Annotated in this window: 26 protein-coding genes and 2 pseudogenes; 25 read left to right on the top strand and 3 right to left on the bottom strand. The window is 47.4% G+C overall.

Translation table 11 applies throughout. From position 1 onward, the window contains the following. The first annotated feature begins 81 nt into the window (after positions 1–81). The 7 genes from KVG29_RS03350 (at position 82) to KVG29_RS03320 (ending at position 4,490) form a co-directional block, all read left to right on the top strand. Positions 82–891 (top strand): Mrp/NBP35 family ATP-binding protein, encoded by an 810-nt coding sequence (locus KVG29_RS03350; protein WP_338084612.1) that lies wholly within the window; start codon positions 82–84, stop codon positions 889–891. Positions 892–1,116: 225 nt separating this feature from the next. Beyond that, on the top strand, positions 1,117–1,497 hold the full coding sequence (locus KVG29_RS03345; protein WP_252226527.1) for a NifB/NifX family molybdenum-iron cluster-binding protein: 381 nt from the start codon (positions 1,117–1,119) through the stop codon (positions 1,495–1,497). Then, positions 1,494–2,324 (top strand): ATP-binding protein, encoded by an 831-nt coding sequence (locus KVG29_RS03340; protein WP_252226526.1) that lies wholly within the window; start codon positions 1,494–1,496, stop codon positions 2,322–2,324. Before KVG29_RS03345 ends, KVG29_RS03340 begins: the two co-directional genes overlap by 4 nt. Continuing rightward, positions 2,321–3,187, top strand: coding sequence for an ATP-binding protein (locus KVG29_RS03335; RefSeq protein WP_252226525.1), 867 nt, complete (start codon positions 2,321–2,323; stop codon positions 3,185–3,187). Before KVG29_RS03340 ends, KVG29_RS03335 begins: the two co-directional genes overlap by 4 nt. 72 nt (positions 3,188–3,259) lie before the next feature. Next, positions 3,260–3,586: a DUF5320 domain-containing protein gene (locus tag KVG29_RS03330; RefSeq protein ID WP_252226524.1), complete on the top strand. Its 327-nt coding sequence runs from the start codon at positions 3,260–3,262 to the stop codon at positions 3,584–3,586. Positions 3,587–3,671: 85 nt separating this feature from the next. Then, positions 3,672–4,067 carry a DUF5320 domain-containing protein gene (locus tag KVG29_RS03325; RefSeq protein ID WP_252226523.1) on the top strand — a complete coding sequence of 132 codons (396 nt, stop codon included), beginning with the start codon at positions 3,672–3,674 and terminating at the stop codon, positions 4,065–4,067. Positions 4,068–4,157: 90 nt separating this feature from the next. After that, on the top strand, positions 4,158–4,490 hold the full coding sequence (locus tag KVG29_RS03320) for a NifB/NifX family molybdenum-iron cluster-binding protein (protein ID WP_252226521.1): 333 nt from the start codon (positions 4,158–4,160) through the stop codon (positions 4,488–4,490). Between the two features lie 10 nt (positions 4,491–4,500). Here the strand turns inward: KVG29_RS03320 and KVG29_RS03315 are convergent, their stop codons facing one another. Continuing rightward, the gene (locus KVG29_RS03315) at positions 4,501–5,172 is read right to left on the bottom strand and encodes a hypothetical protein (protein ID WP_252226520.1); all 672 of its coding nucleotides are present in this window, start codon (positions 5,170–5,172) and stop codon (positions 4,501–4,503) included. 285 nt (positions 5,173–5,457) lie between these two features. On the opposite strand from KVG29_RS03315, the gene KVG29_RS03310 reads away from it, so the two are divergent. From KVG29_RS03310 to KVG29_RS03290, 5 genes are all read left to right on the top strand, one after another. Continuing rightward, the gene (locus KVG29_RS03310; protein ID WP_252226518.1) at positions 5,458–5,850 is read left to right on the top strand and encodes a HEPN domain-containing protein; all 393 of its coding nucleotides are present in this window, start codon (positions 5,458–5,460) and stop codon (positions 5,848–5,850) included. Continuing rightward, positions 5,823–6,143: a nucleotidyltransferase domain-containing protein gene (locus tag KVG29_RS03305; protein ID WP_252226516.1), complete on the top strand. Its 321-nt coding sequence runs from the start codon at positions 5,823–5,825 to the stop codon at positions 6,141–6,143. Before KVG29_RS03310 ends, KVG29_RS03305 begins: the two co-directional genes overlap by 28 nt. A 236-nt stretch (positions 6,144–6,379) precedes the next feature. Beyond that, positions 6,380–8,425 carry an excinuclease ABC subunit UvrB gene (uvrB, locus tag KVG29_RS03300; protein ID WP_276576369.1) on the top strand — a complete coding sequence of 682 codons (2,046 nt, stop codon included), beginning with the start codon at positions 6,380–6,382 and terminating at the stop codon, positions 8,423–8,425. A gap of 106 nt (positions 8,426–8,531) precedes the next feature. Beyond that, positions 8,532–9,719, top strand: a complete 1,188-nt coding sequence (locus tag KVG29_RS03295; RefSeq protein WP_252226512.1) for an anaerobic nitric oxide reductase flavorubredoxin — start codon at positions 8,532–8,534, stop codon at positions 9,717–9,719. A gap of 37 nt (positions 9,720–9,756) precedes the next feature. Further along, the gene (locus KVG29_RS03290; protein WP_252226511.1) at positions 9,757–9,915 is read left to right on the top strand and encodes a helix-turn-helix domain-containing protein; all 159 of its coding nucleotides are present in this window, start codon (positions 9,757–9,759) and stop codon (positions 9,913–9,915) included. A 17-nt stretch (positions 9,916–9,932) separates the two neighbouring features. Here the strand turns inward: KVG29_RS03290 and KVG29_RS03285 are convergent. Together KVG29_RS03285 and KVG29_RS03280 are read right to left on the bottom strand one after the other, a co-directional pair. Then, positions 9,933–10,049 (bottom strand): annotated as a pseudogene (locus KVG29_RS03285) (adenine phosphoribosyltransferase); the annotation flags it as partial. A 24-nt stretch (positions 10,050–10,073) separates the two neighbouring features. Next, positions 10,074–10,583 (bottom strand): annotated as a pseudogene (locus KVG29_RS03280) (NCS2 family permease); the annotation flags it as partial. A 546-nt stretch (positions 10,584–11,129) separates the two neighbouring features. Here KVG29_RS03280 and KVG29_RS03275 point away from each other — a divergent pair. The 13 genes from KVG29_RS03275 (at position 11,130) to KVG29_RS03215 (ending at position 23,239) form a co-directional block, all read left to right on the top strand. Beyond that, a complete protein-coding gene (locus KVG29_RS03275; RefSeq protein ID WP_252226509.1) occupies positions 11,130–11,939 on the top strand; it encodes a hypothetical protein in 810 nt (269 codons plus the stop codon). Between the two features lie 236 nt (positions 11,940–12,175). After that, positions 12,176–12,715, top strand: coding sequence for a cupin domain-containing protein (locus KVG29_RS03270; RefSeq protein ID WP_252226507.1), 540 nt, complete (start codon positions 12,176–12,178; stop codon positions 12,713–12,715). A gap of 29 nt (positions 12,716–12,744) precedes the next feature. Next, positions 12,745–13,794 carry a spermidine/putrescine ABC transporter ATP-binding protein gene (gene potA / locus KVG29_RS03265; protein WP_252226505.1) on the top strand — a complete coding sequence of 350 codons (1,050 nt, stop codon included), beginning with the start codon at positions 12,745–12,747 and terminating at the stop codon, positions 13,792–13,794. Beyond that, on the top strand, positions 13,791–14,615 hold the full coding sequence (locus KVG29_RS03260; protein WP_252226504.1) for an ABC transporter permease: 825 nt from the start codon (positions 13,791–13,793) through the stop codon (positions 14,613–14,615). The genes potA and KVG29_RS03260 overlap by 4 nt, the downstream gene beginning before the upstream one ends. Next, a complete protein-coding gene (locus KVG29_RS03255; RefSeq protein ID WP_252226502.1) occupies positions 14,609–15,415 on the top strand; it encodes an ABC transporter permease in 807 nt (268 codons plus the stop codon). The genes KVG29_RS03260 and KVG29_RS03255 overlap by 7 nt, the downstream gene beginning before the upstream one ends. Then, positions 15,412–16,461, top strand: coding sequence for an ABC transporter substrate-binding protein (locus KVG29_RS03250; protein WP_252226501.1), 1,050 nt, complete (start codon positions 15,412–15,414; stop codon positions 16,459–16,461). The genes KVG29_RS03255 and KVG29_RS03250 overlap by 4 nt, the downstream gene beginning before the upstream one ends. Next, positions 16,458–17,474 carry a Gfo/Idh/MocA family protein gene (locus KVG29_RS03245; RefSeq protein ID WP_420840523.1) on the top strand — a complete coding sequence of 339 codons (1,017 nt, stop codon included), beginning with the start codon at positions 16,458–16,460 and terminating at the stop codon, positions 17,472–17,474. The genes KVG29_RS03250 and KVG29_RS03245 overlap by 4 nt, the downstream gene beginning before the upstream one ends. Before the next feature lie 128 nt (positions 17,475–17,602). Next, entirely contained in the window at positions 17,603–18,568 is a 966-nt protein-coding gene (locus KVG29_RS03240) for a sugar phosphate isomerase/epimerase family protein (RefSeq protein WP_252226497.1), read from the top strand. 188 nt (positions 18,569–18,756) lie between these two features. Further along, positions 18,757–18,969 carry a hypothetical protein gene (locus KVG29_RS03235; RefSeq protein ID WP_252226496.1) on the top strand — a complete coding sequence of 71 codons (213 nt, stop codon included), beginning with the start codon at positions 18,757–18,759 and terminating at the stop codon, positions 18,967–18,969. Next, a complete protein-coding gene (locus KVG29_RS03230; protein WP_420840522.1) occupies positions 18,969–20,132 on the top strand; it encodes a Gfo/Idh/MocA family protein in 1,164 nt (387 codons plus the stop codon). Before KVG29_RS03235 ends, KVG29_RS03230 begins: the two co-directional genes overlap by 1 nt. 114 nt (positions 20,133–20,246) lie before the next feature. Beyond that, positions 20,247–21,221 (top strand): tRNA dihydrouridine synthase DusB, encoded by a 975-nt coding sequence (dusB, locus tag KVG29_RS03225; protein ID WP_252226784.1) that lies wholly within the window; start codon positions 20,247–20,249, stop codon positions 21,219–21,221. Positions 21,222–21,341: 120 nt separating this feature from the next. Next, positions 21,342–22,247 (top strand): quinate 5-dehydrogenase, encoded by a 906-nt coding sequence (locus KVG29_RS03220; RefSeq protein ID WP_252226492.1) that lies wholly within the window; start codon positions 21,342–21,344, stop codon positions 22,245–22,247. A 14-nt stretch (positions 22,248–22,261) separates the two neighbouring features. Further along, the gene (locus tag KVG29_RS03215; protein WP_252226490.1) at positions 22,262–23,239 is read left to right on the top strand and encodes a hypothetical protein; all 978 of its coding nucleotides are present in this window, start codon (positions 22,262–22,264) and stop codon (positions 23,237–23,239) included. Positions 23,240–23,368 lie beyond the last annotated feature (129 nt).

Below are 23,368 nucleotides of genomic sequence, written 5' to 3'. Positions count from 1 at the left end.
ACTACACAAAAAGGACAATGCCTGTTTTCCTATTTTTGACGTATCATAAATAAATGCAAAATCAATGAAAGGAGATTGTATATGTCACAGGAAATGCAAAATCCAAACACAAAACAAGTAAATATTCCCAAATCCAACAACCCGTATGGCGATATAAAACACGTGATTGCGGTGATGAGCGGGAAAGGAGGGGTAGGAAAGTCCTCGGTGACGGCGCTGCTTGCCACATGGCTCAAGGAGAAAGGCTATAAAGTGGGAATTCTGGATGCCGACATCACCGGTCCCAGCATACCCAAGCTGTTCGGCATAAAAGGCAAGGCAAAGAGCAGGGAAGGGGCGCTTCTGCCAGCCGTTACGGTTAAAGGCATTGAGGTCATGTCTATAAATTTGCTTCTAGACAAGGAAGACCAGCCGGTGATATGGCGTGGGCCTCTAATATCCGGCGTCGTCAAACAGTTTTACGAGGAAGTGGACTGGGGTGATTTGGATTTCCTGCTGGTGGACCTGCCGCCTGGGACAGGCGATGCACCGCTGACGGTCATGCAGTTCCTTCCCCTTGACGGGATAGTGGTGGTGACCTCGCCGCAGGAGCTGGTGGGATTGATTGTAAGGAAGGCCATACATATGGCGAAAACGATGAACGTCCCTGTTGTGGGCTTTGTGGAGAACATGAGCTATCTTCAATGCCCTAAATGCGGAGAGGTCATAGAATTGTTTGGCAGGAGCAAGGGAAAGCAGGTGGAAGAGGAGACGGGGATTCCTTTCCTGGGCAGCCTGCCTCTTATACCCGATATAGCGCAGTTGGGCGACGAAGGGCGAATCGAGCTGGTACATCACCTGTATCCTGACTTTTTCAAACCGGTTGCCGAAAGATTTATGGAGCAGTTTTAGGATTCCCCTCAATTTATCTAGGGGAGGTCACCAAGGTAATTTCGAGCAAAAATTTTTCAAAATTTTTTTTTGCGTAAAATTATTGACATATGCCCATAATATAAATAGAATATATTTAGAGCATATGCTCAAAATGGTTTTTGAGAAACTTTAAATGAAAACAAGTGGAGTCGAAAAGGCAAAATAAGCTTTGTTTTCCAGGATACTTCCAGGGGAGGAAAGTGCATGAAAGTCTGTGTTACAGCAACTGGCAATTCCGTGGAAAGCCCGCTGGACCCAAGATTTGGTCGAGCAGCCTTCTTTGTGCTAGTTGATACCGATAGCATGGAATTTGAATGTATCAGGAATGATGCGGCTTTTACAGGCGGGGGAGCCGGTGTAACTGCCAGCCAGCTTATGGTGGATAAAGGTGTGGATGCGGTGGTCACAGGTAACATAGGGCCAAATGCCATGAATGTTTTGAAGGCAGTCGGTATAGGCGTGTACAGAGGCGTAAACGGTTCTGTAAAGGAAAACGTGGAGAGGCTCAAAAAAGGTTTGCTGGACAAGATTGAAGACAGCGTACCGCCCCATTATGGCAAAGGATTTGGGTGGAGGCAGGTATGAAAATAGCTGTTTTAAGTGGTAAGGGAGGTACCGGCAAAACGGCGGTATCTGTCAGCCTGGCAGCCTTGATTCCTGGCAGCCAGTATGTTGACTGTGATGTGGAGGAACCAAATGGCTACATATTTTTAAGGCCTCGGATAGGAAAAAGCATCTCGGTAGAGCTATTGGTTCCTACGGTGGATGTGCAAAAGTGTACCGGCTGTGGTCTATGTGCCCGGGTTTGTCAGTTTAACGCCATTGCTGTGGTGCGCGGCAAAGTGCTTGTATTTCCCGAGATATGCCATTATTGTGGAGCTTGTACCATCGCCTGTCCGGAAGGCGCCATAAAGGAGGTGCCAAGACAGATAGGCGTGGTTGAAATCAGCCAAGATGGGGCATTTATTCATGGAAGGCTCAATACCGGTGAATCAACAGGTGTGCCCATAGTAGATGAGCTTAAAAGGAATTTGAAAGAAGATGCGCATCCAATACTGGACTGCCCGCCAGGCGTTTCGTGCAGCGTCGTACATGCGATTGAAGGCTGTGATTACTGCATACTGGTGACCGAGCCCACCCCTTTTGGGTTGTACGACCTGGAAATAGCTGTAAAGCTCATGGAGCGTATGGGTATTCCGTTTGGAGTGGTTACAAATAAGGCCTCTGAAGGGGTGGATTTAATAGATGAGTTCTGCGAAAAAAGAGGTATTGATGTGCTTGTGAAATTGCCGTTTTCGGTGGAAGTGGCTAAAGCCTATTCACAAGGTATTCTTCCGATTGACGTGGACGATGAATGGAGGGCTCGATTGGCATTGCTGTACGAAAAAGTGAAAAGGGGTAGCAATAAATGAAACAGGTGGTTTTTATAAGCGGCAAGGGTGGAACTGGAAAGAGTACCGTAGTTTCCTCTTTAAGCCTTATCGTACACAATAAGATGATGGCCGACTGCGATGTGGAAACGCCCAATCTCCATATTCTTATAAAGGGAGAAAGTATAGAACGAAGGGATTATTTTGGAGGCAAAAAAGCTGTTATCGACTATTCGGTTTGCATGCAATGTGGCAGATGCTGGCAGGTGTGCAGATTCGGAGCAATAAGCAAAAAGCTGGAAGTGCTTCCTATGAAGTGTGAGGGGTGTGGGGTATGTGCTCTGGTATGTCCCTGCAATGCCATACGCTTAGACGACGAAAAAACAGGGGAGGTATATGTTTCCAGCACTGACAGAGGAACTTTTTCGTATGCATTGCTGGACATCGGTGGAGAAGGTTCGGGGAAGCTGGTCACCGAGGTGAGAAAGAGTGCCGAAGGGCAATGCAAAGGGGAGGAATGGCTTTTGATAGACGGCTCTCCCGGCATAGGCTGTCCAGTTATAGCATCGATTACCGGGGCTGACGCCGTCGTTGCCGTAACTGAGCCTACAATGTCCGGACTTAGCGACCTTGAAAGAGTTCTGGATGTGGCGCGGCACTTTGGAATTCCTGCTTTCGTATGCATAAACAAATATGACTTAAACCCAGAGATAACCGAACAAATTGAGCGTTTTTGCCAACAAAACGGTTTTCCGGTGATAGGGAAAATACCGTTTGACCCTGCCATTGTCGAGGCGTTGAAAAACTTTAAGACGCCAGTGGAGGCAGGGAACGTCGAGTTTACCGATGAGGTGGTAAAATTGTGGCACAGGCTTGTGGATGAACTGAAAAAGCTGACTGTGTGAAAGAAAGAATTGCGTTACATATGTCTTTACTGTCACCTGCATTTCAAAAAAGGGAAGAAGGGGGTGTATCTTATGCCCGGCTTTGATGGAACGGGACCTCTGGGGCAAGGGCCCATGACTGGCAGAGGGCGGGGATACTGCGTAGTCCCTTTAAACGACACCATTGCGGACCCCACCAATAGAGCTCCTAAAAAATATTGGCCAGAACTTTTGAGATATCCTTATAGAACATTTCCGTTTGTGAGGTTTTACCCATTGTTTAGCTTAAGGAAATTTTATCCTTTGTACATGTGGAAAAATTTTCTCGGATTTGCTCTATGGGGAAGGCCATTCTTCTTTGGTGGAGTGGGTCGCAGACGGGGTAGATGGCTTTGCGGCAGAAGATGGATGTGGTGGTAAGCGTTGATACAAATTTAATATATAAAGACTGCAGAAGCTGATAACAAAAAAGATACCAGTTATAAAAGGAAAGGAGGTGAACAGCATGCCGAGGGGAGATGGGACTGGTCCAGATGGATTGGGGCCAATGACAGGTAGAGGAGCAGGCTTTTGTGCCGGTTATCCTGTACCTGGATATATGAATCCCATACCGGGTGGATGGTGGTTTGCCCTGCGCTTTTTCGGGCGCGGCAGGGGACGGGGCTACAGGCACTGGTTTTGGGCTACCGGCCTTCCTGGCTGGATACGGGCAGCTTACGGCTATCCCGCCTTTGGCGGCTGGGTCAACCCTTATGCATACCCTTATTATGTGGGCGATGCGGGCCAGCTCAAAGAAATTGACATCTTGAAAGAGCAGGCTGAGCTGCTCAAACAGCAGCTGCAGGATATACAGGACAGGATAAAAGAAATTGAGGAGTCAGAAAAAGAAGACGATAAATAAATCGGTTGGGGAGGGGAAACTTCCGGGGTTCTCCTCCCAAAATTTTCAAATTTTTATCATTTTGACGATTGTGAAAGGAGAGATAAAATTATGAGGTACGCGATTTCAGCTGATCAGGGATATGTGTCTCCTCATTTTGGCAGATGCGAAAAATATGTTTTAATAGACATTGAAAACAGGAAAGTTACCACCAGTAGGGTAATAGACAATCCAGGTCACTCTCCCGGGTTTATACCAAGGTTTTTACATGACCAGGGTGTAAATTGTATTCTTTGTGGTGGTATAGGCAAACAGGCGATTCAATTATTGGAGGAATATGGCATTGATGTAATAACAGGAGTGGAGGGCAGCGTTGAGGAGGTTATACAAAAGCTCCTTGCAGGCACCCTTAAAGGTGGAGCGAGTTTTTGCCACCACGAATGAGAGATAGATGTTAAGCTCCCCTGCTGAACCCTGCACTTATCACGATGGGCTGCAGTTGAGGGAAATCATAGATATTTAGCGGTATCTCCTGCAACAGCTTTATGGTGCCATCAAAGTCCTTGACGAGGTCAAGCTTGTTTTCAAAGAGTATTTCCTTTAAGGAGGTGTTTTCCCACTCCACCCACCTTACATATCTTTCCCTTTCTTTGATATAAGCTTCAAAAGAGCTGTTGCCTTTTATCTTTTCTATCACCTCATCGCACAGGAAGAAGTTGCAGACATACGTCCGGTAGCGCGGTGGAAGGGTGCAGCCATAGCCGCTCTTGACAAAGGGACAGGCTTTAAAGAATATGGAATGGTCCTGGATACTTCCTGCGTCAATCTTATTCCCGCTTTCCATGTATCTTATATAGCCTTCCTCATCAAAATATCCCCTGGCATAAATCTCAAAAGGGTGTATCTCGACAGAAGGAAGCCGCCTTATGGTCTCCAGGACCCACAATCCTTCCAGTGACCTGGCCATCCTCTGTATGTCCAAAAGTGTGAACCTGGGGTAATAATAGCAGCAGCCCCTGTTTTTAATGCCGCACAGGCTTATGCCAATGGTACTTGTGCAGTTTTTGCAACCAGTGTAAACATAGCGCGGTACTCCCTGATCTACGCTAACATATATCATTTCCATATCTGACCATCTTCCAGTTCCTTTAAATTTTTTACATTTTTTATTATATTTTTGCTATTGCGATGATGCAAGCTGCAATTTCAGGTTGTATCCCCTGCGTTTTCGTGATTGCCTGTGTGACGTTCAAGCGAGGCCAGGGATACAATTCCCGAGGCAAGTTGGTGCAGTGCCTCCCTGCTTACGAAATAGGGCCCTTTCTTTTGGACAACCCTATTATTTCTTGATAAAAGCGTTGTATAGCGATATAATTAATAAAGAAGCTATAATTTAAAGGAGTCATTCCTCATGGATAAAAAAGAATTAATTCGCTATTGGGTTGATACGGCTTTGCGAGATTATAATACCATGCTCCACTTGTATGAGACTGGAGACTATCATTGGAGCCTTTTTATAGGGCATCTGGTTATTGAAAAGCTGATTAAGGCGATATATGTAAAAAATGTAAGTGATAACCCTCCGAGAATTCATGACCTTTCTAGATTAGCTGAGAAAGCCTTGATTCATACTACAGATGAGCAAAAAGATGTGCTGGATTTGTTAACGACGTTTAATATCAATGTTCGTTATCCTGACTATAAACACGAGTTCTATAAAAAATGTACCAAGGAATATGCGTGGGAGAATATTGAACGTATAAGGGAGATGAAAGAATGGCTACTAAGCTTACTCCGGGAATAGTGGAAAATATTGTTAAAAATTATGCTGAATTGCTTAAACAAGAAATAGGTGTAAAGGAAGTATATCTGTATGGTTCATATGCTAACGGAAATTATTCCGAGGACAGCGATATAGATGTTGCGGTTGTGGCTGATACATTTTCAGGAGATTTAGTAGAAGATACTTTGTTGTTAATGCGGCTCAGGAGGAAAATTGACAACAGAATATCACCGCGGCCATTTACCAGCGATGCATTTGAAAAAGATGATCCATTTATAAAAGAGATTAAAACTAAAGGGATAAGGATAATATAAAAAAGCAGGTAATGTTACCTGCTTTTTCCATTATTTTGGTCATAATAAAATATGAACAATCAGGATGCTCGCATATTTGCTATAATGCCACCAGTGAAACTGGTTTGGACAATTTAGCAATCTGTAAGTACGATAAATAGACCTAGTTCACATAACGTAACAGCGTTCATCAACATGAAGATTTTGATGACGTATGAATTGTGGTATAATTGACTTTGAAGAGGTGAAGCATGACTATGCGTTTTAAAATAAAGTCGGATTTCAAACCTCAAGGGGACCAGCCTAAAGCCATTGAGGCACTGGTAGAGGGTTTAAATAAAGGCGAGAAGCATCAAACCCTGATAGGGGTTACCGGTTCGGGCAAAACCTTCACCATGGCAAACATAATCGAGCGAGTCCAGCGTCCAACGCTGGTTTTGGCGCACAACAAGACGCTGGCGGCTCAGCTGTGCAGCGAGTTTAAGGCATTCTTCCCCGATAACGCTGTCGAATACTTCGTGAGCTATTACGACTACTATCAGCCAGAGGCTTACGTGCCAGCCACCGATACCTACATCGAGAAGGAGACTTCGATTAACGATGAGATAGACAAGCTGCGCCATTCGGCTACTTCGGCGTTGTTCGAACGCAGGGACGTCATAATCGTGGCCAGCGTATCGTGCATCTATGGCCTGGGAAACCCCAAGGAATACAGGGACCTCACACTGTCGTTGCGGCCCGGGATGATAAAGGACCGGGATGAGGTGCTGAGCAAGCTGGTGGACATACAGTATCAGCGAAACGATATAAACTTCGTGCGGGGAACCTTCCGGGTCAGGGGCGATGTGGTGGAGATATTCCCTGCAGGGTCTTCCGGCCGAGCCATCCGTGTTGAATTTTTTGGTGATGAGATCGACAGGATCGCTGAGATAGACGCATTAACCGGGGATGTGCTGGGTTATCGCACTCATGTGGCCATATTCCCTGCTTCGCACTATGCATCGTCGCGCGAGCGCCTGGAACGAGCCATCGCACAGATAGAGTGTGACCTGGAGATAAGGGTTAAGGAGCTCAGGGACCAGGGACGTTTGGTGGAAGCCCAGCGCCTGCTGCAGCGCACCAACTACGACATCGAGATGATGCGAGAGGTGGGGTACTGCAACGGCATAGAGAACTATTCCCGATATCTGGATGGCAGGCAACCTGGCGAGCCTCCTTATACCCTGCTGGACTATTTTCCAGAGGACTTCCTAATGTTCATAGACGAGTCCCACGTCACCATACCGCAGTTGCGGGCCATGTATGCTGGCGACCGCTCCAGAAAGGATAACCTGGTGGAGTACGGTTTTAGACTGCCTGCAGCTTATGACAACCGGCCTCTTACCTTTGAGGAGTTTGAAAGCAAGATAAACCAGGTCATCTACGTCAGCGCCACTCCGGGACCGTACGAGCTCAGCAAGTCGTCGCGCGTGGTTGAACAGATCATAAGGCCTACAGGACTGGTGGATCCCGAGGTGGTGGTGCGGCCGGTGGAAGGGCAGATCGACGACTTGATTGGCGAGATACGCCAGTGCGTTGAAAGAAATGAACGGGTGCTGGTCACCACTCTGACTAAAAAGATGGCCGAGAGCCTTACCGAATATTTAAGGGAGATGGACATAAGGGTACGGTATCTGCATTCTGACATCGATACCATCGAACGCATGGAAATTATCCGCGACCTGCGCAAAGGTGAGTTTGACGTTTTGGTGGGAATAAACCTGCTCAGGGAAGGGTTGGACCTTCCTGAGGTATCGCTGGTGGCCATACTTGACGCCGATAAAGAGGGTTTCCTCCGTTCCGAGACGTCGCTTATACAGACAATTGGCCGCGCAGCAAGAAATGTCAACGGCAAGGTCATAATGTACGCCGATACCATAACCGATTCCATGCGCAGGGCCATAGATGAGACCAACAGGCGACGCCGGCTCCAGATGGAGTATAACCAAAGGCACGGGATTACCCCAAGGACTGTTGTGAAGGGCATACACGACATCATAGAGGCTACAAAAGCCGTGGCCGAGCAGCCCGCCGATTATGATGTGAAAGAGCAGCTGTCGGTTGAGGAGATACATTCCCGTATAGAGAAGCTGGAGAAGGAGATGAGGGACGCCGCAGCAGCCCTTGAGTTTGAAAAGGCCGCTCAAATCAGGGATGAGATATTCAGGCTGAGAGAAAAGCTGCAAGATGTGAAAGAACAGGGTAAGAAGCAGAAGCAGCCGGCCCAAAAATCCGGTTCAAAGAAAAAGCGCGGGTCATTGTAAGCCCGAAAAATGGTTTCAAATGCGAGCTTTGAGTGTATTAATTGTATAAAGGCTGCAGACTATAGACCAAAAAATAATCAATTTAGATATGTTGGAGGTGCTTTAGATGGCGCGAAAGATAACGGAAAAGGTTACATGGGTGGGCAAGATAGACTGGGAGCTTAAGAAGTTTCACGGCAACGAGCTCTCGACTCACAGGGGTTCCTCGTACAATTCCTATCTTATAAGGGATAAGAAGACCGTCCTGATAGACACGGTATGGAAGCCCTTTGCAGGTGAGTTTGTCCGAAATTTGAAGAAGGAGATAGACCTTAATGAGATTGACTATATCGTAATAAATCATGGAGAGATAGACCACAGCGGTGCCTTGGTTGAACTTATGAGGGAGATTCCCGATACTCCAATATATTGCACTGCCAATGCCGTAAAGTCGTTGAAGGGGCACTATCACCATGACTGGAATTTCGTTGAGGTGAAGACCGGCGATACCCTGGATATAGGGGAGAGCAAGCTGATTTTCATCGAAGCGCGGATGCTCCACTGGCCTGACAGCATGTTTACGTACATGACAGGGGAGAACATCCTGTTCAGCAACGACGCATTTGGCCAGCACTATGCATCGGAGCAGCTTTTCAACGATCAGGTGAACCAGGATGAGCTGTATTATGAGGCCATGAAGTACTATGCCAACATATTGACGCCTTTTAGCGGCTTTGTCACAAAGAAGATTAAAGAGGTCGTGGATATGGGGTTGCCCATTGATATCATATGTACCAGCCATGGCATTATATGGAGGGACAACCCGCTTCAGATTGTCAACAAGTACCTGGAATGGGCCGATAACTACCAGGAAAATCAAATCACCATCATATATGACACCATGTGGAATGGTACCAGGCGAATGGCAGAGGCGATTGCAGAAGGCATAAGGTCTGCTGATGATGCCGTGGTGGTTAAGTTGTATAATGCTGCAAAATATGACAAAAACGATATAATCACCGAGGTGTTCAAATCCAAGGCCGTGCTGTTTGGTTCGCCTACCATAAACAGGGGAATCTCCTTCTCCATATCGGGCATCCTCGAGATGATAAAGGGTTTGGGCTTTAAAAATAAAAAGGCGGCCGCTTTTGGAGCTTATGGCTGGAGCGGCGAAGGCGTAAAGATTATCACTGAGGAGCTGAAGGATGCCGGCTTTGCGGTTGTAGATGAGGGGATAAGGGCTCTGTGGAATCCCGATGAACAGGCGTTGCAGCAGTGCAGGGAATTCGGCCAGCGCTTTGTAAGGAGTTTGTGATGTTTTGACTGAAATTTACATAACGACGAGGTGGTCCTTGAGCTCAGCAAGGGCCGACCTGGCGTCACATACCGGCATGTCTCCCGAGACGCTCAGCAGAAAGCTGTCATACTTCCAGAAGATGGGCTGGATAAAGCTGGAGGGGCGAAGGAAAATCGTCATACTGGGCAAAGAAAGTCTGGCATCCCTCATGTAGGGATGCCTTTTTGATGCCTAAATTTCACAAAATATTATATCATCCCGCTGGGCAGCGTCTCCCTCGGCCAGGATGGCCGCTTTTGAGACCACTATACCTCCAGCTTTGGTGACCAGCCGTTCGACGGCCTGTACGACTCACGTTATCTGAATGTCCGACTTTTGTTTAAGCAAAAACGCAATTGCGCTGGACACCACCACTGAAACCGTGATGGTATATACCAGGTTTTTGGTTAAAAGGTAGGTGATAGAGCCAACTATCATTGAACTGAATCCAACAATGTGGTTTTTCCTGGCCATATCTATGGATATTTTTCCCAGCATAATACCCACGCCGGCCATCATGCCGCTGGTAATGACAGGGCCCACAAAATCCACGATTTTTTCTAAAATCCCAAAGAGGCCTATTAGCGTCATGATGCAGCCGCCCAGGAAGGTCATGGATAAGCGTTCGCGCCTGTCCTGGCCCATGGTCCCTCCCACTGTTACGGTTTCGGCCTGGAATGATATGGGAGCGACAGATCCCACCAGCGCGTTGCCGGCAGCGCCGACTATGAAAGCCAGGGCAGTTGGTATCGATGCAAAACCATAGGATAATGTCAGTAGTCCTTGGGGCAAACCGTTTAAGATTACGCTCAAAGCCGCCAGTATGTCTTGTAAAATTTCCATAGCTTCTAACTCCTCCCTTGCTGTTTGTATTATTTTGTATTTTCCCATATCCTTTTGCTTTTTGAATCGTGTTGAACGATTGTTTTAGGTATGTATAAGAAAATATACCATGTTTTCAAACAAAAAGCAACATTTTTTATAAAAAGTACGGAATATATACCTATACAATATCTTATAAGAGTGATAAATGTTCGGAATTTGTAAGCCGCGATTTTGAGTACATTGTATTTTTTTAGTGTATTTTTTGAATCGTGGATTCAATGTTAACCTCTGTATTAACTTTTAATGGAAAGCTGGTAAGACTGTATTTATTCTGGTAATATTTAGCTTATAATGATAAAGCCATTTGCTTGCTCGTTAATTTGCAAAGCCGCGGTAAAAATTCTGATAAATTAAATAAACTTTTAACTGGAGAGAGATAATTAATCTTGAAGATAGAAGGATATTGATTTTGAAAGGCTTTGTTTCAGAAACAAGAGCTGTTTTTCAGCTAAATTGACTGTAGCGCTGAAAAAAATGAACTGCCGAAGAAAGGGTGAAACTAACATGAAGAAAAGGTTTGCGCTGATCATCATTGTTGCATTTTTGTCTTTATCGATTGCTATGCTCTTTGATTCCAATGGCATGGCATCTAGCTTTTTGAATTCAAAAGATAAACGACAGGATGCAGGGCATCCAAGAGAAGGGCATAGCTACAGCGGTGCAGATTTCTTGCAGGCATTTGACTCGCCTGAGGCGGCCTTGCGCTTTTATTTTGACACTTTAAAGGCGGCATCGAATTTGACCGAGCGCCAGATGGCGGCGCTGGGCGGAACCACAGGCGAGGGCTTACAGCCGTATGAGGAGGCCTATCGATGTTGGAGTGAGCAATGGAGGCGTAAACACACCTATCAAGAGTTCCTTGCATCATGGCAGGGTACCGTGCAGGTGGAGCTTTTAAAGCTTCTTCCTGCTGGAAGGCAAAATGGACAGGCGAGGTTTTTCGTCGAGACCCGGCATATCGAGGTTACCGGTGACAACTCGCGAACGGGAATCTTTTACTACACAGGCTTTTTCACCGTGGTTAAAACTCAGGAGGGTTGGCGTATAACCGATGGCAGCCTGACTCCACAAAACTTGGCCTGGGAACTGGGAGGGCATCAGCCGTGGCGTTCTGATCCCGTTATGGTGGCACAGATAGATGGCCTGGGGGTGGGAATGGAGACCGATATAGGAGAGCCGGTTGTCTTGGACAATCCCGATGGCACCGTGACGGTGAAATTTTTGGATGATGGCGGCAGGGAAAAGTATAGGGTGGTGCTGTATAAACCCCAAGATGGGATGTGGAGGGTGCTTCAAAAAGCCGGTGGTGCGTAGATAAGATAGGCTGTGAATATGGATAAGATGGGCGATTAGATTTCGCTGCAAACTTAAATAGAATAAATTTCCATATATGTCAATATTATTTACAAAAAAATAGTATTGACATATTTTTTTATCTGTGTTAAAGTTTGTGCTGGGTTTAAAATCACTAAACAAAAAGTTTAGTCTTCAAAAACTTTAAAAAGTTTGTGTTTAAAATTTCAGTTTCAATTTCGTTGGGAGAATAGCATATGAAAATCGGTGAGAAGATAAGACAACTGCGGCTTAAGGCGGGTTTGACGCAGGAAGAGCTGGCCGACAGGTGCGAGCTGACCAAGGGCTTTATCTCGCAGGTGGAGAGGGAGCTTACGTCGCCATCCATTGCCACCTTGATGGACATACTGGAATGCCTCGGGACAAACCTCAAAGACTTCTTCAGCGATGCTGTGCCCGAGAAGGTGGTGTTCAAGAAGGACGATGTCTTCATAAAGCAGGACGAGGAGCTCAAGCACTCCATAAAATGGCTGGTGCCCAACGCTCAAAAAAATGCAATGGAGCCCATACTCCTGCAGATAGAACCCGGCGGAAGCTCCAATGAAGATAATCCGCACGATGGAGAGGAATTCGGCTATGTGATATCGGGCAGCATAAACCTCTATCTGGGGAACCGTAAGTACAGGGTGAGAAAGGGAGAGAGCTTTTATTTTAAGGCCAACCAGGTTCATAGGATAGAAAATGCTGGGAAGGCGAAGGCAGTTGTGCTGTGGATATCATCGCCACCCAGCTTTTAATATTATGAAGGTTTGAGGGGGAGGTACACATGGCAGAGGAGCCTATCATAAGGCTGGTGAATGTCTCCAAGAATTACGACGGGACAGAGGCCTTGAGGAATATCAATCTGTATATACGCAAAAACGAGTTTCTTACTTTGCTTGGGCCGAGCGGGTGCGGTAAGACCACAACGCTTCGCATCATTGCGGGTTTTGAACGGCCCGACTCTGGTGCGGTGTTCTTTGAAGGCAAGGATATAACCAATCTGCCTCCCTACAAGAGAAAGGTAAACACCGTCTTTCAAAGATACGCCCTGTTTCCGCATATGAATGTGGCCGAGAACATAGCGTTTGGGCTTAAGATAAAGAAGCTGGATAAGAAGACCATAGAGAGAAAAGTGGCCGATGTGCTTGAGCTGGTAAACCTTAAAGGGTTTGAAAAAAGGAGCGTGGACTCGCTAAGCGGAGGACAGCAGCAGAGGGTGGCCATAGCCAGGGCACTGGTCAATGAGCCGGAAGTGTTGCTGCTGGATGAGCCCCTGGGGGCTCTGGATTTGAAACTGAGGAAGGGCATGCAAATCGAGCTTAAGAGGATTCAGAAGATGCTGGGTATCACCTTTGTCTATGTGACCCACGACCAGGAAGAGGCCCTCACCATGTCGGATACCATCGTGGTCATGAAGGATGGCACCATACAGCAGATTGGTACGCCCGAGATGATATACAACGAGCCTAAAAACGCATTTGTGGCCGATTTCATCGGTGAGAGCAACATCATCCCGGGCAGGATGCTTAAGGACAACCTGGTGTATTTTGCTGGCCATGAATTCGAGTGCGTCGACTCCGGCTTTGAACGCAATGAAGAAGTAGATGTGGTCATAAGGCCCGAGGACATAAAGCTGGTACCTGTAGGAGAGGGTATGCTGCAGGGAGAAGTGGAATCGGTGACCTTCAAAGGGGTACATTACGAGATGATAGTGCGCAGCGAAGGGATAAACTGGATGATACACAGCACCCTTATGGAGCCGGTGGGAAGCAGGATAGGGCTCCGCATACTTCCCCACGACATTCATATAATGAAAAAGGTGGCGGTAAAATGAAAAAGGCGTGGTACGCATACCCCTACCTGGTATGGATGGCCATCTTCATAGTGGTGCCGCTATTTCTGCTGCTGTTTTATACCTTTACCGCCACCACCGAAGAGGGCATAAGGTTTACGCTGCAGCACATAAAGCGCGTATGGGAACCGATATACCTGATGGTGTTGCTGCGCTCAATACTGCTTGCGCTCATATGCACCGTTGTGTGCCTCTTGATAGGCTATCCCGTGGCGCTGATCCTTGCCAGCAAGGAATACAGCCAGAAGAGGGTTCTGGCCTTGCTGTTCGTCATTCCCATGTGGATAAATTTTCTGGTAAGGACTTATGCCTGGATGAGCCTGCTGGGGAAGAATGGCCTGATCGATATGGTGATGAATTTCTTGCACCTCCCTCCTGTACAGCTTCTCTATACCGACCACGCGGTGGTGCTGGGGATGGTGTACAACTTTTTGCCCTTTATGGTGCTGCCCATATATTCGGTTTTGACTAAGATGGACAAGAGCATCATCGAAGCGGCAGAAGACCTGGGTGCAGACTATATTACTGTGCTGAAGAGGATTATCATCCCCCTCAGCCTGCCAGGGGTCATATCGGGCATCACCATGGTGTTCATGCCGGCGGTAACCACCTTTATAATCTCCAGGCTGCTGGGTGGCGGGCAGTATATACTCATAGGCAATCTGATAGAGCAGCAGTTCATAGTTGTAGGCGATTGGAACTTTGGGTCGGCCATATCCTTTGTGCTGACGGTGATAATTCTGATAAGCATGGGCATCATGCGCAAATACGACAGGGAGTATGAGGGGGGTGCAATATGGTAGGGCGCATTGTCAAAAGGGTATACCTGTACCTAATTTTCCTCTTCCTGTATGCACCAATAGTTATGCTGGTTGTATATTCCTTTAACGAGTCCAGGTCCATGGGGCGGTGGGGTGGCTTCACTTTAAGGTGGTATGCCGAGCTGTTTAGGGATACCGAGGTGTTACGTGCGCTTTACAATACCCTGGCCATAGCCGTCCTGTCGGCAGTGATAGCCACGGTCATCGGTACGGCGGCCGCCATAGGCATACATGAGATGAAGAGGATTAAGAAGGCAATAGTGATGAACCTTACCTACCTGCCTGTGATAAACCCAGATATTGTGACAGGCGTGTCGCTCATGCTGCTGTTTGTGTTTACCAAGCCCTTTACCGGGATGGGGCTGGGCTTTTTCACCATGCTGTTTGCCCACATCACCTTTAATATACCCTACGTAATACTATCCGTATTGCCCAAGCTCAAGCAGCTTGATAAACACGTATATGAAGCGGCGCTCGACCTGGGTGCAACCCCTTTTTATGCCTTACGAAAGGTTGTTATCCCCCAGATAATGCCGGGAATATTAACGGGGTTTTTGTTGGCCTTCACCCTATCCATCGACGATTTTGTCATCAGCTTCTTTACCACCGGCTCGGGGGTGTCTAACATTGCCATATACGTATATTCCATGGCCAGAAGGGGTGTCAACCCTAAGATAAATGCTTTATCAACGATTATGTTTGTCACTGTGCTTATACTGTTATTAATTGTAAACAAAAGGATGAGCAAAGACAATTCAAAGGTAAAGGAGAGTGTGCGATGAAAAAGGCATTTAAAATTTTCGGGCTTTTTTTCAGCATAATGATTGTGGTGGGCATTTTGACCGGATGCGGCAGCGTTCCCAAGGCGCAGCTTAAAGTGTACAACTGGGGAGATTATATCGACGAAACTGTCATTGAAGAATTTGAAAAGAAGTACAACATCGACGTGATATACGATACCTTTGCTACAAATGAGGAGATGTATGTAAAGGTAAAGGGCGGTGGAGCCGACTATGACGTGGCCATTCCGTCAGATTACATGATCGAGCGCATGATAAAGGAAGGCATGCTTGAGAAGATAGATTTCAGCAACGTTCCTAATTATAAATACATTGATGAAAGGTTTAAGAATCTCCCCTATGACCCGAATAACGAATATTCCGTTCCCTACATGTGGGGCACCGTTGGCATTTTGTACAACAAAAAGATGGTCAAAGAGCCTGTTGACAGCTGGAAGATACTGTGGGATGAAAAGTACAAGAAGCAGATCTTCATGCTGGACAGCAGCAGGGACTCCATAGGGGTGGCCCTCAAGATGCTGGGATATTCTTTGAATACGAGGAATATAGATGAATTGGAGCAGGCCAAGGAGGCGTTGATAAGGCAAAAGCCACTGGTGCTGTCTTACGTGGGTGACGAGGTTAAGGATGCCATGATATCAGGGCAGGCCGCTCTTGCGGTTGTGTGGTCGGGCGATGCCGTCTATACCAAGAGGGAAAACCCCGACCTGGAGTACGTAATCCCCAAGGAAGGCAGCAATCTGTGGGTCGATGCCATGGTAATTCTAAAGGGTACTAAAAACAAGAAGGCGGCAGAGCAGTTCATCAACTTCATGTGTGAGCCCGAGATCGCCTTTAGAAACGCCGACTATATAGGATACTCCACGCCTCATACCGAGGCCAAGAAGATGCTGGACCCCGAGATTCTCAACGACAGGACTGCCTATCCACCCGATGAGGATTTGAAGAATTGCGAGGTATTTGAAGCGCTGTCGGATGTTATAAAGGAGTATGATAGGGTATGGACGGAGGTGAAGGCAGCGAGATGAAGCGGTTTAGAATAGTTGTGGCTGGCTGTGGTAACATGGCCAATACCTGGATAAAATACGCTTTGGAAAGGCAAGACGCTGAAATTGTGGCGCTGGTTGATATAAATGAAGAAAACGCACGTGCTATGGCAAGGCGGTATGGCTTGAACTGTGGCATATACCAGGACATTGAAAAAGCTATAAAAGATTCATCAGCTAACCTGGTGTTTGATGTAACCGTACCTGAAGCTCATCATAGGATAGTGACCACAGCGCTTAAGATGGGATGCGATGTGCTGGGTGAAAAGCCCATGGCTTCCTCGATGGAAGAGGCCCGGGAAATGGTGTCTGTTGCTAGCAAATCAGGCAGAATGTATGCGGTTATGCAGAATAGGAGATACTTAAAACATATTCGTGCATTTCGCGAGCTTGTAAGCTCGGGGGTTATCGGCAAGCCTGGGTTTGTATGTGCCGATTTTTTCCTGGGGCCCCATTTTGGAGGGTTCAGAGAGGTCATGGACAGCCCGCTTATCCTGGACATGGCCATCCATACATTTGACCAAGCGCGTTTTATCATTGGTGCGGACCCCGTTTCGGTGTACTGCCATGAATTCAATCCCCCTGGTTCATGGTATAAAGGAAATGCTGCTGCGGTATGTATTTTTGAGTTTTCGGATGGTTCGGTGTTCTGTTACAGGGGATCCTGGTGTGCGCAAGGCGCTCCTACTTCGTGGGAATCCTGCTGGAGAATTACGGGCAGTAAGGGGACGGCTATATGGGATGGTGTCAATCCCCCCTACTGTGAGGTTGTGGTAGAGGGTCACACGAAACAGTTCATTTATGAGACCAAAAGGGTTGAAGCCACATATTCGTGGAACGGTAGAGAGGGGCATGTTGGGTGTCTTGATGAGATGTTTAACGCGCTTTTGGAAGGCAGGAAGGCCGAGACCGATTGTACTGATAATATAAAGAGCATGGCAATGGTCTTCGGCGCGCTGGAAAGTGCTAGAAAAGGCAAAAAAATAATGCTGTAAACTTAAATTAATAGCTTTTTCATGGAGGAATTTGCTAAGCGGCGTAGAATATATATTATTGAGCTGTTGATAAAAATCATATTAGATTGCCCATGATAAAAAATAAAGCAAAAGGGAGGCGCGTACATATGAAGTTAGGGGTCTTCACGGTGTTGCTGGCCAACAAGAGCTTTGAGGAGGCCTTAAAGTATTTGCATGATTCGGGGGTTGAAGCGGTAGAGATAGGTACGGGGGGATTTCCTGGTAAAGCGCATGCCAATCCTGATGAGCTGCTGGCCGATGAAAATAAGCTCAATGAGTTTAAAGACCTGCTCAAGAAGTACGACATGCAGATCAGCGCATTGAGCTGTCACGGCAATCCCGTACATCCCCAAAAGGAGATTGCGGATGCTTTTCATAAGGATTTTGAAAAGACGGTGCTGCTGGCTGAAAAGCTTGGTGTCGACAGGGTTATTACCTTTTCGGGGTGTCCTGGGGACTCTCCCGGTTCTAAGTATCCGAACTGGGTCACATGCCCGTGGCCGGATGATTTCTTGAAGATACTGGACTATCAGTGGAACGAGGTGCTTATCCCATACTGGGAGAAGGCGGTCAAGTTTGCCAATGACCACGGCGTGAATAAGATATGCCTTGAGATGCACCCGGGCTTCTGCGTTTATAATCCCGAAACATTGCTTAAGCTGAGAGCCGCGGTGGGCGATACCATTGGCGCCAACTATGACCCCAGCCATCTGTTCTGGCAGGGGATAGATCCCGTTGCGTCTATCCGCAAGCTGGGCCCGGCCATATATCACTTCCATGCCAAGGACACCAGGATAGATAAGCTCAACACCGCTGTGAATGGCGTGCTGGATACAAAGCATTACAGCGATGAGATCAACCGCTCTTGGATCTTCCGCACAGTCGGATATGGCCATGACTATCAGGTGTGGAAGGACATTGTGAGCAACCTGCGCATGGTGGGCTATGATTACGTAATGAGCATAGAACATGAGGACAGCCTTATGTCGCCAAATGAAGGGCTGCAGAAGGCCATTGCGTTCTTGAAAGAGGTCATGATTTTTGAGTCCAAAGGCGAGATGTGGTGGGCTTAAAATTAGGCTTTGAAATTAAATCAGGGGACTTCTCTTGATAAATTGGAGGGGTTCCCTGATATGTTATAATGGCACCGAAATGGGCATTGTTCAAATCTATATCCGTTGTAGTAAAATACAATTGCATGACAAGCCTGTCTAACATTGGCGATGAGCACCTAACTCCACAAGGAGGCTTACCGCATAGGGTGTATGTAATCTCAAAGATTGGGATAATAGTAGGTTTAAGGAGCAGTGGTTGTTTTGCTATAAAAAGTTTTTCGGGAGAAAAGATGCGCGACAGTGCCAAACACAACAAGTTAAAACTTGTAGAGAGGGCAAAGACGTTAATGTTAGAAAGGAGGGAAGAGCGCATTCCTCTCCATCTTGAAAAAGATGGGGTCTCCTGCGCTCGTATATGATGAAGGATACCTTGAATGTGGGGCTTGTTGGGTATAAGTTCATGGGTAAGGCCCATAGCAATGCCTTCAGGAAACTGGGGATGTTTTTCAATCCCAGCCTGAAGATCGTCATGAAGGCCATATGTGGCAGGGACGAGGAATGGGTCAAGCAGTCGGCCGAGAAATTCGGGTGGGAAAGCTACGAAACCTCATGGGAGAAGCTGGTCAAACGGGACGACATAGACATGGTGGATATAACTGCCCCCAGCAACGTTCACAAGGAGATAGCCATTGCAGCCGCTGAGGAAGGAAAACACGTATTTTGTGAAAAGCCGCTGGCTTTAAACCTCAAGGACGCAAGGGAAATGCTGGAAGCAGTGGAGAAGAACAAGGTAAAGCACCAGATAGGGTTCAACTACAGGTTTGCTCCTGCTGTACAGCTGGCCAAAAAATTGATTGACGAGGGCAAAATCGGGAAGATATACCACTTCCGGGCTTTATATCTCCAGGACTGGGTTATGGATCCCGAGTTTCCGCTGGTGTGGAGGCTTGACAAGAAGATAGCCGGGTCGGGGGCCTTGGGCGACCTGGGCGCTCACATCATTGACCTTGCCCGCTTCCTGGTAGGAGAGTTTGACAGGGTCATTGGTGTTAACAAGACTTTTATTAAGGAAAGGCCCATAGTGGAGAGGATGGAGGGCTTGAGCGCTAACGCCCAGGCCGGTGCGCCCCGCGGTGAGGTAACGGTAGACGACGCTACCCTGTTCCTTGCTGAGTTTAAAAACGGTGCCCTCGGCTCCTTTGAGGCTACCCGCTTTGCCAACGGCCACAAAAACGGTATGTCTTTTGAGATAAACGGCAGCAAGGGTAGCCTAAAGTTCGAGTTTGAAAGGATGAACGAGCTGTGGTATTATTCTTCTGAAGACCCCGAAGGAGTACAGGGCTTCCGGCTTATTCAAGTTACAGAGCCGGTTCATCCGTATGCTTCGGCGTGGTGGCCTGCAGGGCATGTTATAGGCTATGAGCATACCTTTGTACACGAGCTTTACGAATTTGTAGAGGCAATCGCTCACGATAGAAATGCCTGCCCCGATTTCAATGACGGGGTGAAGTGTTCGCAGGTGATTGAGGCAGTGGATCTATCCATTGCAGAAGGTCAATGGATAGAGGTGGATAGCCTGTAAGAGACGTTGATGATGTTTGACGACAGCTGCGGGGAAGAGCCCGTGGCTGTTTTTGTTTAAACCCTTGACGCACAAAGAGAATGAGCAAACGACATACAGGAGGAATCGTATATGATGAAGATAGGCACTTTGTCTGTTCCCACCAATGTATTTCTAGCGCCAATGGCAGGAGTTACAGATATACCGTTTCGCCTGCTGTGCAAGCAGCAGGGCTGTGGCATGGTGTATACTGAAATGGTGAGCGCCAAGGGCCTCTACTACGGCGATGAAAAGACCTGGAGGCTTACCGAGGTTCATCCTGACGAACACCCTGTAGGGGTGCAGATCTTTGGCTCTGACCCCGATATAATGGCCGAGATAGCCAGGAAGCTGTCTCAGACCGATGTGGACTTGATAGATATAAATATGGGATGTCCCACGCCCAAGATTGTGAAAAATGGGGATGGAAGCGCACTCATGCGTCAACCCGAAAAGGTTTATGAGATAGTAAAGGCGGTGGTGGAGGCTTCTTGCAAGCCTGTAACTGTCAAGATAAGGAAGGGCTGGGATGATGAAAGCGTCAACGCCGTCGAAATAGCCCAGATGATCGAAGAAGCGGGGGGATGTGCCGTAACGGTGCATGGCCGTACCAGGGAGCAGTTTTACTCTGGCGCTGCCGATTGGGACATCATTCGCAGGGTGAAGCAAGCGGTATCTATACCCGTCATCGGGAACGGGGACATATTTACGCCCGAGGATGCAAAGCGGATGCTGGATGAGACGGGGTGCGATGGCGTAATGGTCGGTCGAGGGGCTCACGGCAATCCCTGGATTTTTAAGAGGATAGTCCATTATTTGGAGACAGGGGAATTGCTGCCTCCGCCCACCCCGCGCCAGAAGATCGAAATGGCGTTGCATCACCTCAACATGATGATACAATACAAGGGAGAGGAAGTGGGAATCCGGGAGATGAGGAAGCATATAAGCTGGTATATTAAGGGACTGCCCAATGCTAATAGGGTTAAAAATATCGTGAATACTTTAAAGGACGTAGAGGAAATCCGTAAGCTGCTGAAGGGGTATCTGCTTGAGCTGGAAAGGTCTGTGTGATAGCGCTTTAAAGGGAAATTTTTGAGAATTTTTGTCAGGATATTTGACAAGCCTCAGTAATGGGTATAATTGTAATTGGTGATGGACCGGTTGAATAAAAATGATTTATAGGAGGATGGCATGAAGAGGATTGTCAGCGTAAGCATAGGGGCCTCTTCAAGGAACCACAGCGTTACCACCAACATCTGCGGTCAGGATTTTCTTATAGAGAGGATAGGAACCGATGGGGACTTAAAAAAGGCCGTTCAGCTCATTGAGGAGCTGGATGGAAAAGTTGATGTGTTTGGCATGGGCGGGATCGACCTGTATCTGTATGGTGGCAATGGGCGGAGGTATGTGATAAGGGCGGCGTTACCCCTTGCCAGGGCTGCCCAAAAAACGCCCATCGTTGATGGTTCAGGCCTTAAAAATACGCTGGAACGTGACGTGGTCAATTTCCTGCACAGGGATTGCGGATTGGATTTGAAAGGGAAAAAGGTATTGCTGGTGTCTGCCATGGATAGGTTTGGCATGGCAGAGGGATTTACGGGTATGGGCTGTGATATGATATTCGGCGATGTGATGTTTGCGCTGGGGCTGCCCGTACCGATACGCAGTTTAAAAAATCTGCATCGTCTGGCAAGTGCCTTGATGCCCATCGTTTGCCGGTTGCCCTTTCACTGGCTGTATCCAACAGGCCGTGAGCAGGAAAAGATACTCCCTAAGTACAGCAGGTACTACCAGGCTGCTGATATCATTGCGGGAGATTTTATATATATAAAGCGCTACCTTCCTGATCACCTGGAGGGAAAGGTGATTGTGACCAATACCGTCACCGAAAGCGATGTACAGATGCTCAAGCAGAGGGGCGTGAAGCTGCTTGTGACCTCAACTCCGGAATTTAACGGGCGCTCTTTTGGCACCAATGTGATTGAGGCTTTGATAGTCAGCCTTTCGGGGAAAAGGCCAGAAGACATCACTGCAGATATGTACGCCAGGCTGATACGGGAATTTGGCATCACCCACAGGGTTGAATATTTGAATTGAATGGGGATCAGAAAGTGAGCAAGTTTGCCGTCATGACATTTCGGCATGTGGATGACCAATCCCAAGCTGGTACTGGAATTGTGGGCAGATTAATGAATATTTTGAAGGGTAGGCGGTCTAGCAGAACGCTTCAGCCTATAGGTACCATCTTTTTTAAAGAAGATGCCCAGGAGATGGGGTACATACTCCAATTGCCGGATTTTATGGTGAACTGGGATGGGCTTTCGCCCGGCAGGCGCAGCAAGAGACTCCTCAGATATTTAAGGCTGGTGGAGGAGCTTGGCATTGAAGTGGTATGCATCCCCTATTACTGGGGTGCTTTGCCTGAAGAGGCTGTGGAAGTGATGAACGAGAGATTTGTTGTGGATTCCGCGTACCAGATGCGCATCTTCGCACTTGTGGACTCGGTAAAACATCTGCTGGGGATGCTAAAGGAGAGGGTTCTCAACATGGAAGTGGGAATTTGGGGGGCTGATGGCTGGGCTGGCAGGCTGTTTGCCAGAGCGCTGGCGCCTTCTATAAACGACATGGTACTGGGGGGCACAGTTGAGGAAGAACTTTATGGACTGGCCGATGAGATCCTGGTGGAGACCGGGCTGGCTTGCCCGGTTACCACTGATGCCGGTCAATGCCTTAAAGGCAAGCAACTTGTGGTGATAGCAGATGAGTGCGACCTCAGTCTGCTAAGCAGTCATGCCATTGTCGCATATGCGGGTGGAATCGATTTAAAATATATGGAGGCGATGAAAAGCCGTCGGGAGCCTTTGTGGATATTGTCGGGCTGGGCAACCTTGCCTGATGGAGTAAAGGCGGATATTGAATTGTTGCCATGGGAAACTTTAGGCGTACTGCAGGCTTTATCTCTTATGGAAGAGGAGATTGGCGAGATGAGCCGTGTCCTGGATACCGTAAAGATGCGCGGATTTATATTGCCAGAAGGTGGAATGACCTATGACACCTTCCGCGTCCGCTATTTCAGAAAAAGGACCTGATTCAGCGCTGAGGAGTAAAAATTTTTCGGACTAATTGTAGGGTAAAATACGCCAATCTCTTTCAAAAAAGTGCTAAATATGGTATAATAATACTATAAAAAGTCAGCAAAATAGCACTTTTGGGAGGGG

It is taken from the genome of Caldicoprobacter algeriensis (assembly GCF_023838525.1).
GTDB classification, from domain to species: Bacteria; Bacillota; Clostridia; order Caldicoprobacterales; family Caldicoprobacteraceae; genus Caldicoprobacter; species Caldicoprobacter algeriensis.
Note: the sequence above shows the minus strand (reverse complement) of the source record. Positions and strands in the feature narration are given on the sequence as shown.

Excerpts from the sequence above, each read along its gene's own strand:
- KVG29_RS03325 (WP_252226523.1), top strand. The coding sequence starts at position 3,672 with ATGCCGAGGGGAGATGGGACTGGTCCAGATGGATTGGGGCCAATGACA.
- KVG29_RS03230 (WP_420840522.1), top strand. The coding sequence starts at position 18,969 with ATGAAGGATACCTTGAATGTGGGGCTTGTTGGGTATAAGTTCATGGGT.
- KVG29_RS03320 (WP_252226521.1), top strand. The coding sequence starts at position 4,158 with ATGAGGTACGCGATTTCAGCTGATCAGGGATATGTGTCTCCTCATTTT.
- KVG29_RS03220 (WP_252226492.1), top strand. The coding sequence starts at position 21,342 with ATGAAGAGGATTGTCAGCGTAAGCATAGGGGCCTCTTCAAGGAACCAC.
- KVG29_RS03345 (WP_252226527.1), top strand. The coding sequence starts at position 1,117 with ATGAAAGTCTGTGTTACAGCAACTGGCAATTCCGTGGAAAGCCCGCTG.
- KVG29_RS03295 (WP_252226512.1), top strand. The coding sequence starts at position 8,532 with ATGGCGCGAAAGATAACGGAAAAGGTTACATGGGTGGGCAAGATAGAC.
- dusB (WP_252226784.1), top strand. The coding sequence starts at position 20,247 with ATGAAGATAGGCACTTTGTCTGTTCCCACCAATGTATTTCTAGCGCCA.
- KVG29_RS03305 (WP_252226516.1), top strand. The coding sequence starts at position 5,823 with ATGGCTACTAAGCTTACTCCGGGAATAGTGGAAAATATTGTTAAAAAT.
- KVG29_RS03250 (WP_252226501.1), top strand. The coding sequence starts at position 15,412 with ATGAAAAAGGCATTTAAAATTTTCGGGCTTTTTTTCAGCATAATGATT.
- KVG29_RS03350 (WP_338084612.1), top strand. The coding sequence starts at position 82 with ATGTCACAGGAAATGCAAAATCCAAACACAAAACAAGTAAATATTCCC.
- KVG29_RS03240 (WP_252226497.1), top strand. The coding sequence starts at position 17,603 with ATGAAGTTAGGGGTCTTCACGGTGTTGCTGGCCAACAAGAGCTTTGAG.
- KVG29_RS03245 (WP_420840523.1), top strand. The coding sequence starts at position 16,458 with ATGAAGCGGTTTAGAATAGTTGTGGCTGGCTGTGGTAACATGGCCAAT.
- KVG29_RS03270 (WP_252226507.1), top strand. The coding sequence starts at position 12,176 with ATGAAAATCGGTGAGAAGATAAGACAACTGCGGCTTAAGGCGGGTTTG.
- KVG29_RS03260 (WP_252226504.1), top strand. The coding sequence starts at position 13,791 with ATGAAAAAGGCGTGGTACGCATACCCCTACCTGGTATGGATGGCCATC.
- KVG29_RS03340 (WP_252226526.1), top strand. The coding sequence starts at position 1,494 with ATGAAAATAGCTGTTTTAAGTGGTAAGGGAGGTACCGGCAAAACGGCG.
- KVG29_RS03275 (WP_252226509.1), top strand. The coding sequence starts at position 11,130 with ATGAAGAAAAGGTTTGCGCTGATCATCATTGTTGCATTTTTGTCTTTA.
- KVG29_RS03330 (WP_252226524.1), top strand. The coding sequence starts at position 3,260 with ATGCCCGGCTTTGATGGAACGGGACCTCTGGGGCAAGGGCCCATGACT.
- uvrB (WP_276576369.1), top strand. The coding sequence starts at position 6,380 with ATGCGTTTTAAAATAAAGTCGGATTTCAAACCTCAAGGGGACCAGCCT.
- potA (WP_252226505.1), top strand. The coding sequence starts at position 12,745 with ATGGCAGAGGAGCCTATCATAAGGCTGGTGAATGTCTCCAAGAATTAC.
- KVG29_RS03255 (WP_252226502.1), top strand. The coding sequence starts at position 14,609 with ATGGTAGGGCGCATTGTCAAAAGGGTATACCTGTACCTAATTTTCCTC.
- KVG29_RS03310 (WP_252226518.1), top strand. The coding sequence starts at position 5,458 with ATGGATAAAAAAGAATTAATTCGCTATTGGGTTGATACGGCTTTGCGA.
- KVG29_RS03315 (WP_252226520.1), bottom strand. The coding sequence starts at position 5,172 with ATGGAAATGATATATGTTAGCGTAGATCAGGGAGTACCGCGCTATGTT.
- KVG29_RS03335 (WP_252226525.1), top strand. The coding sequence starts at position 2,321 with ATGAAACAGGTGGTTTTTATAAGCGGCAAGGGTGGAACTGGAAAGAGT.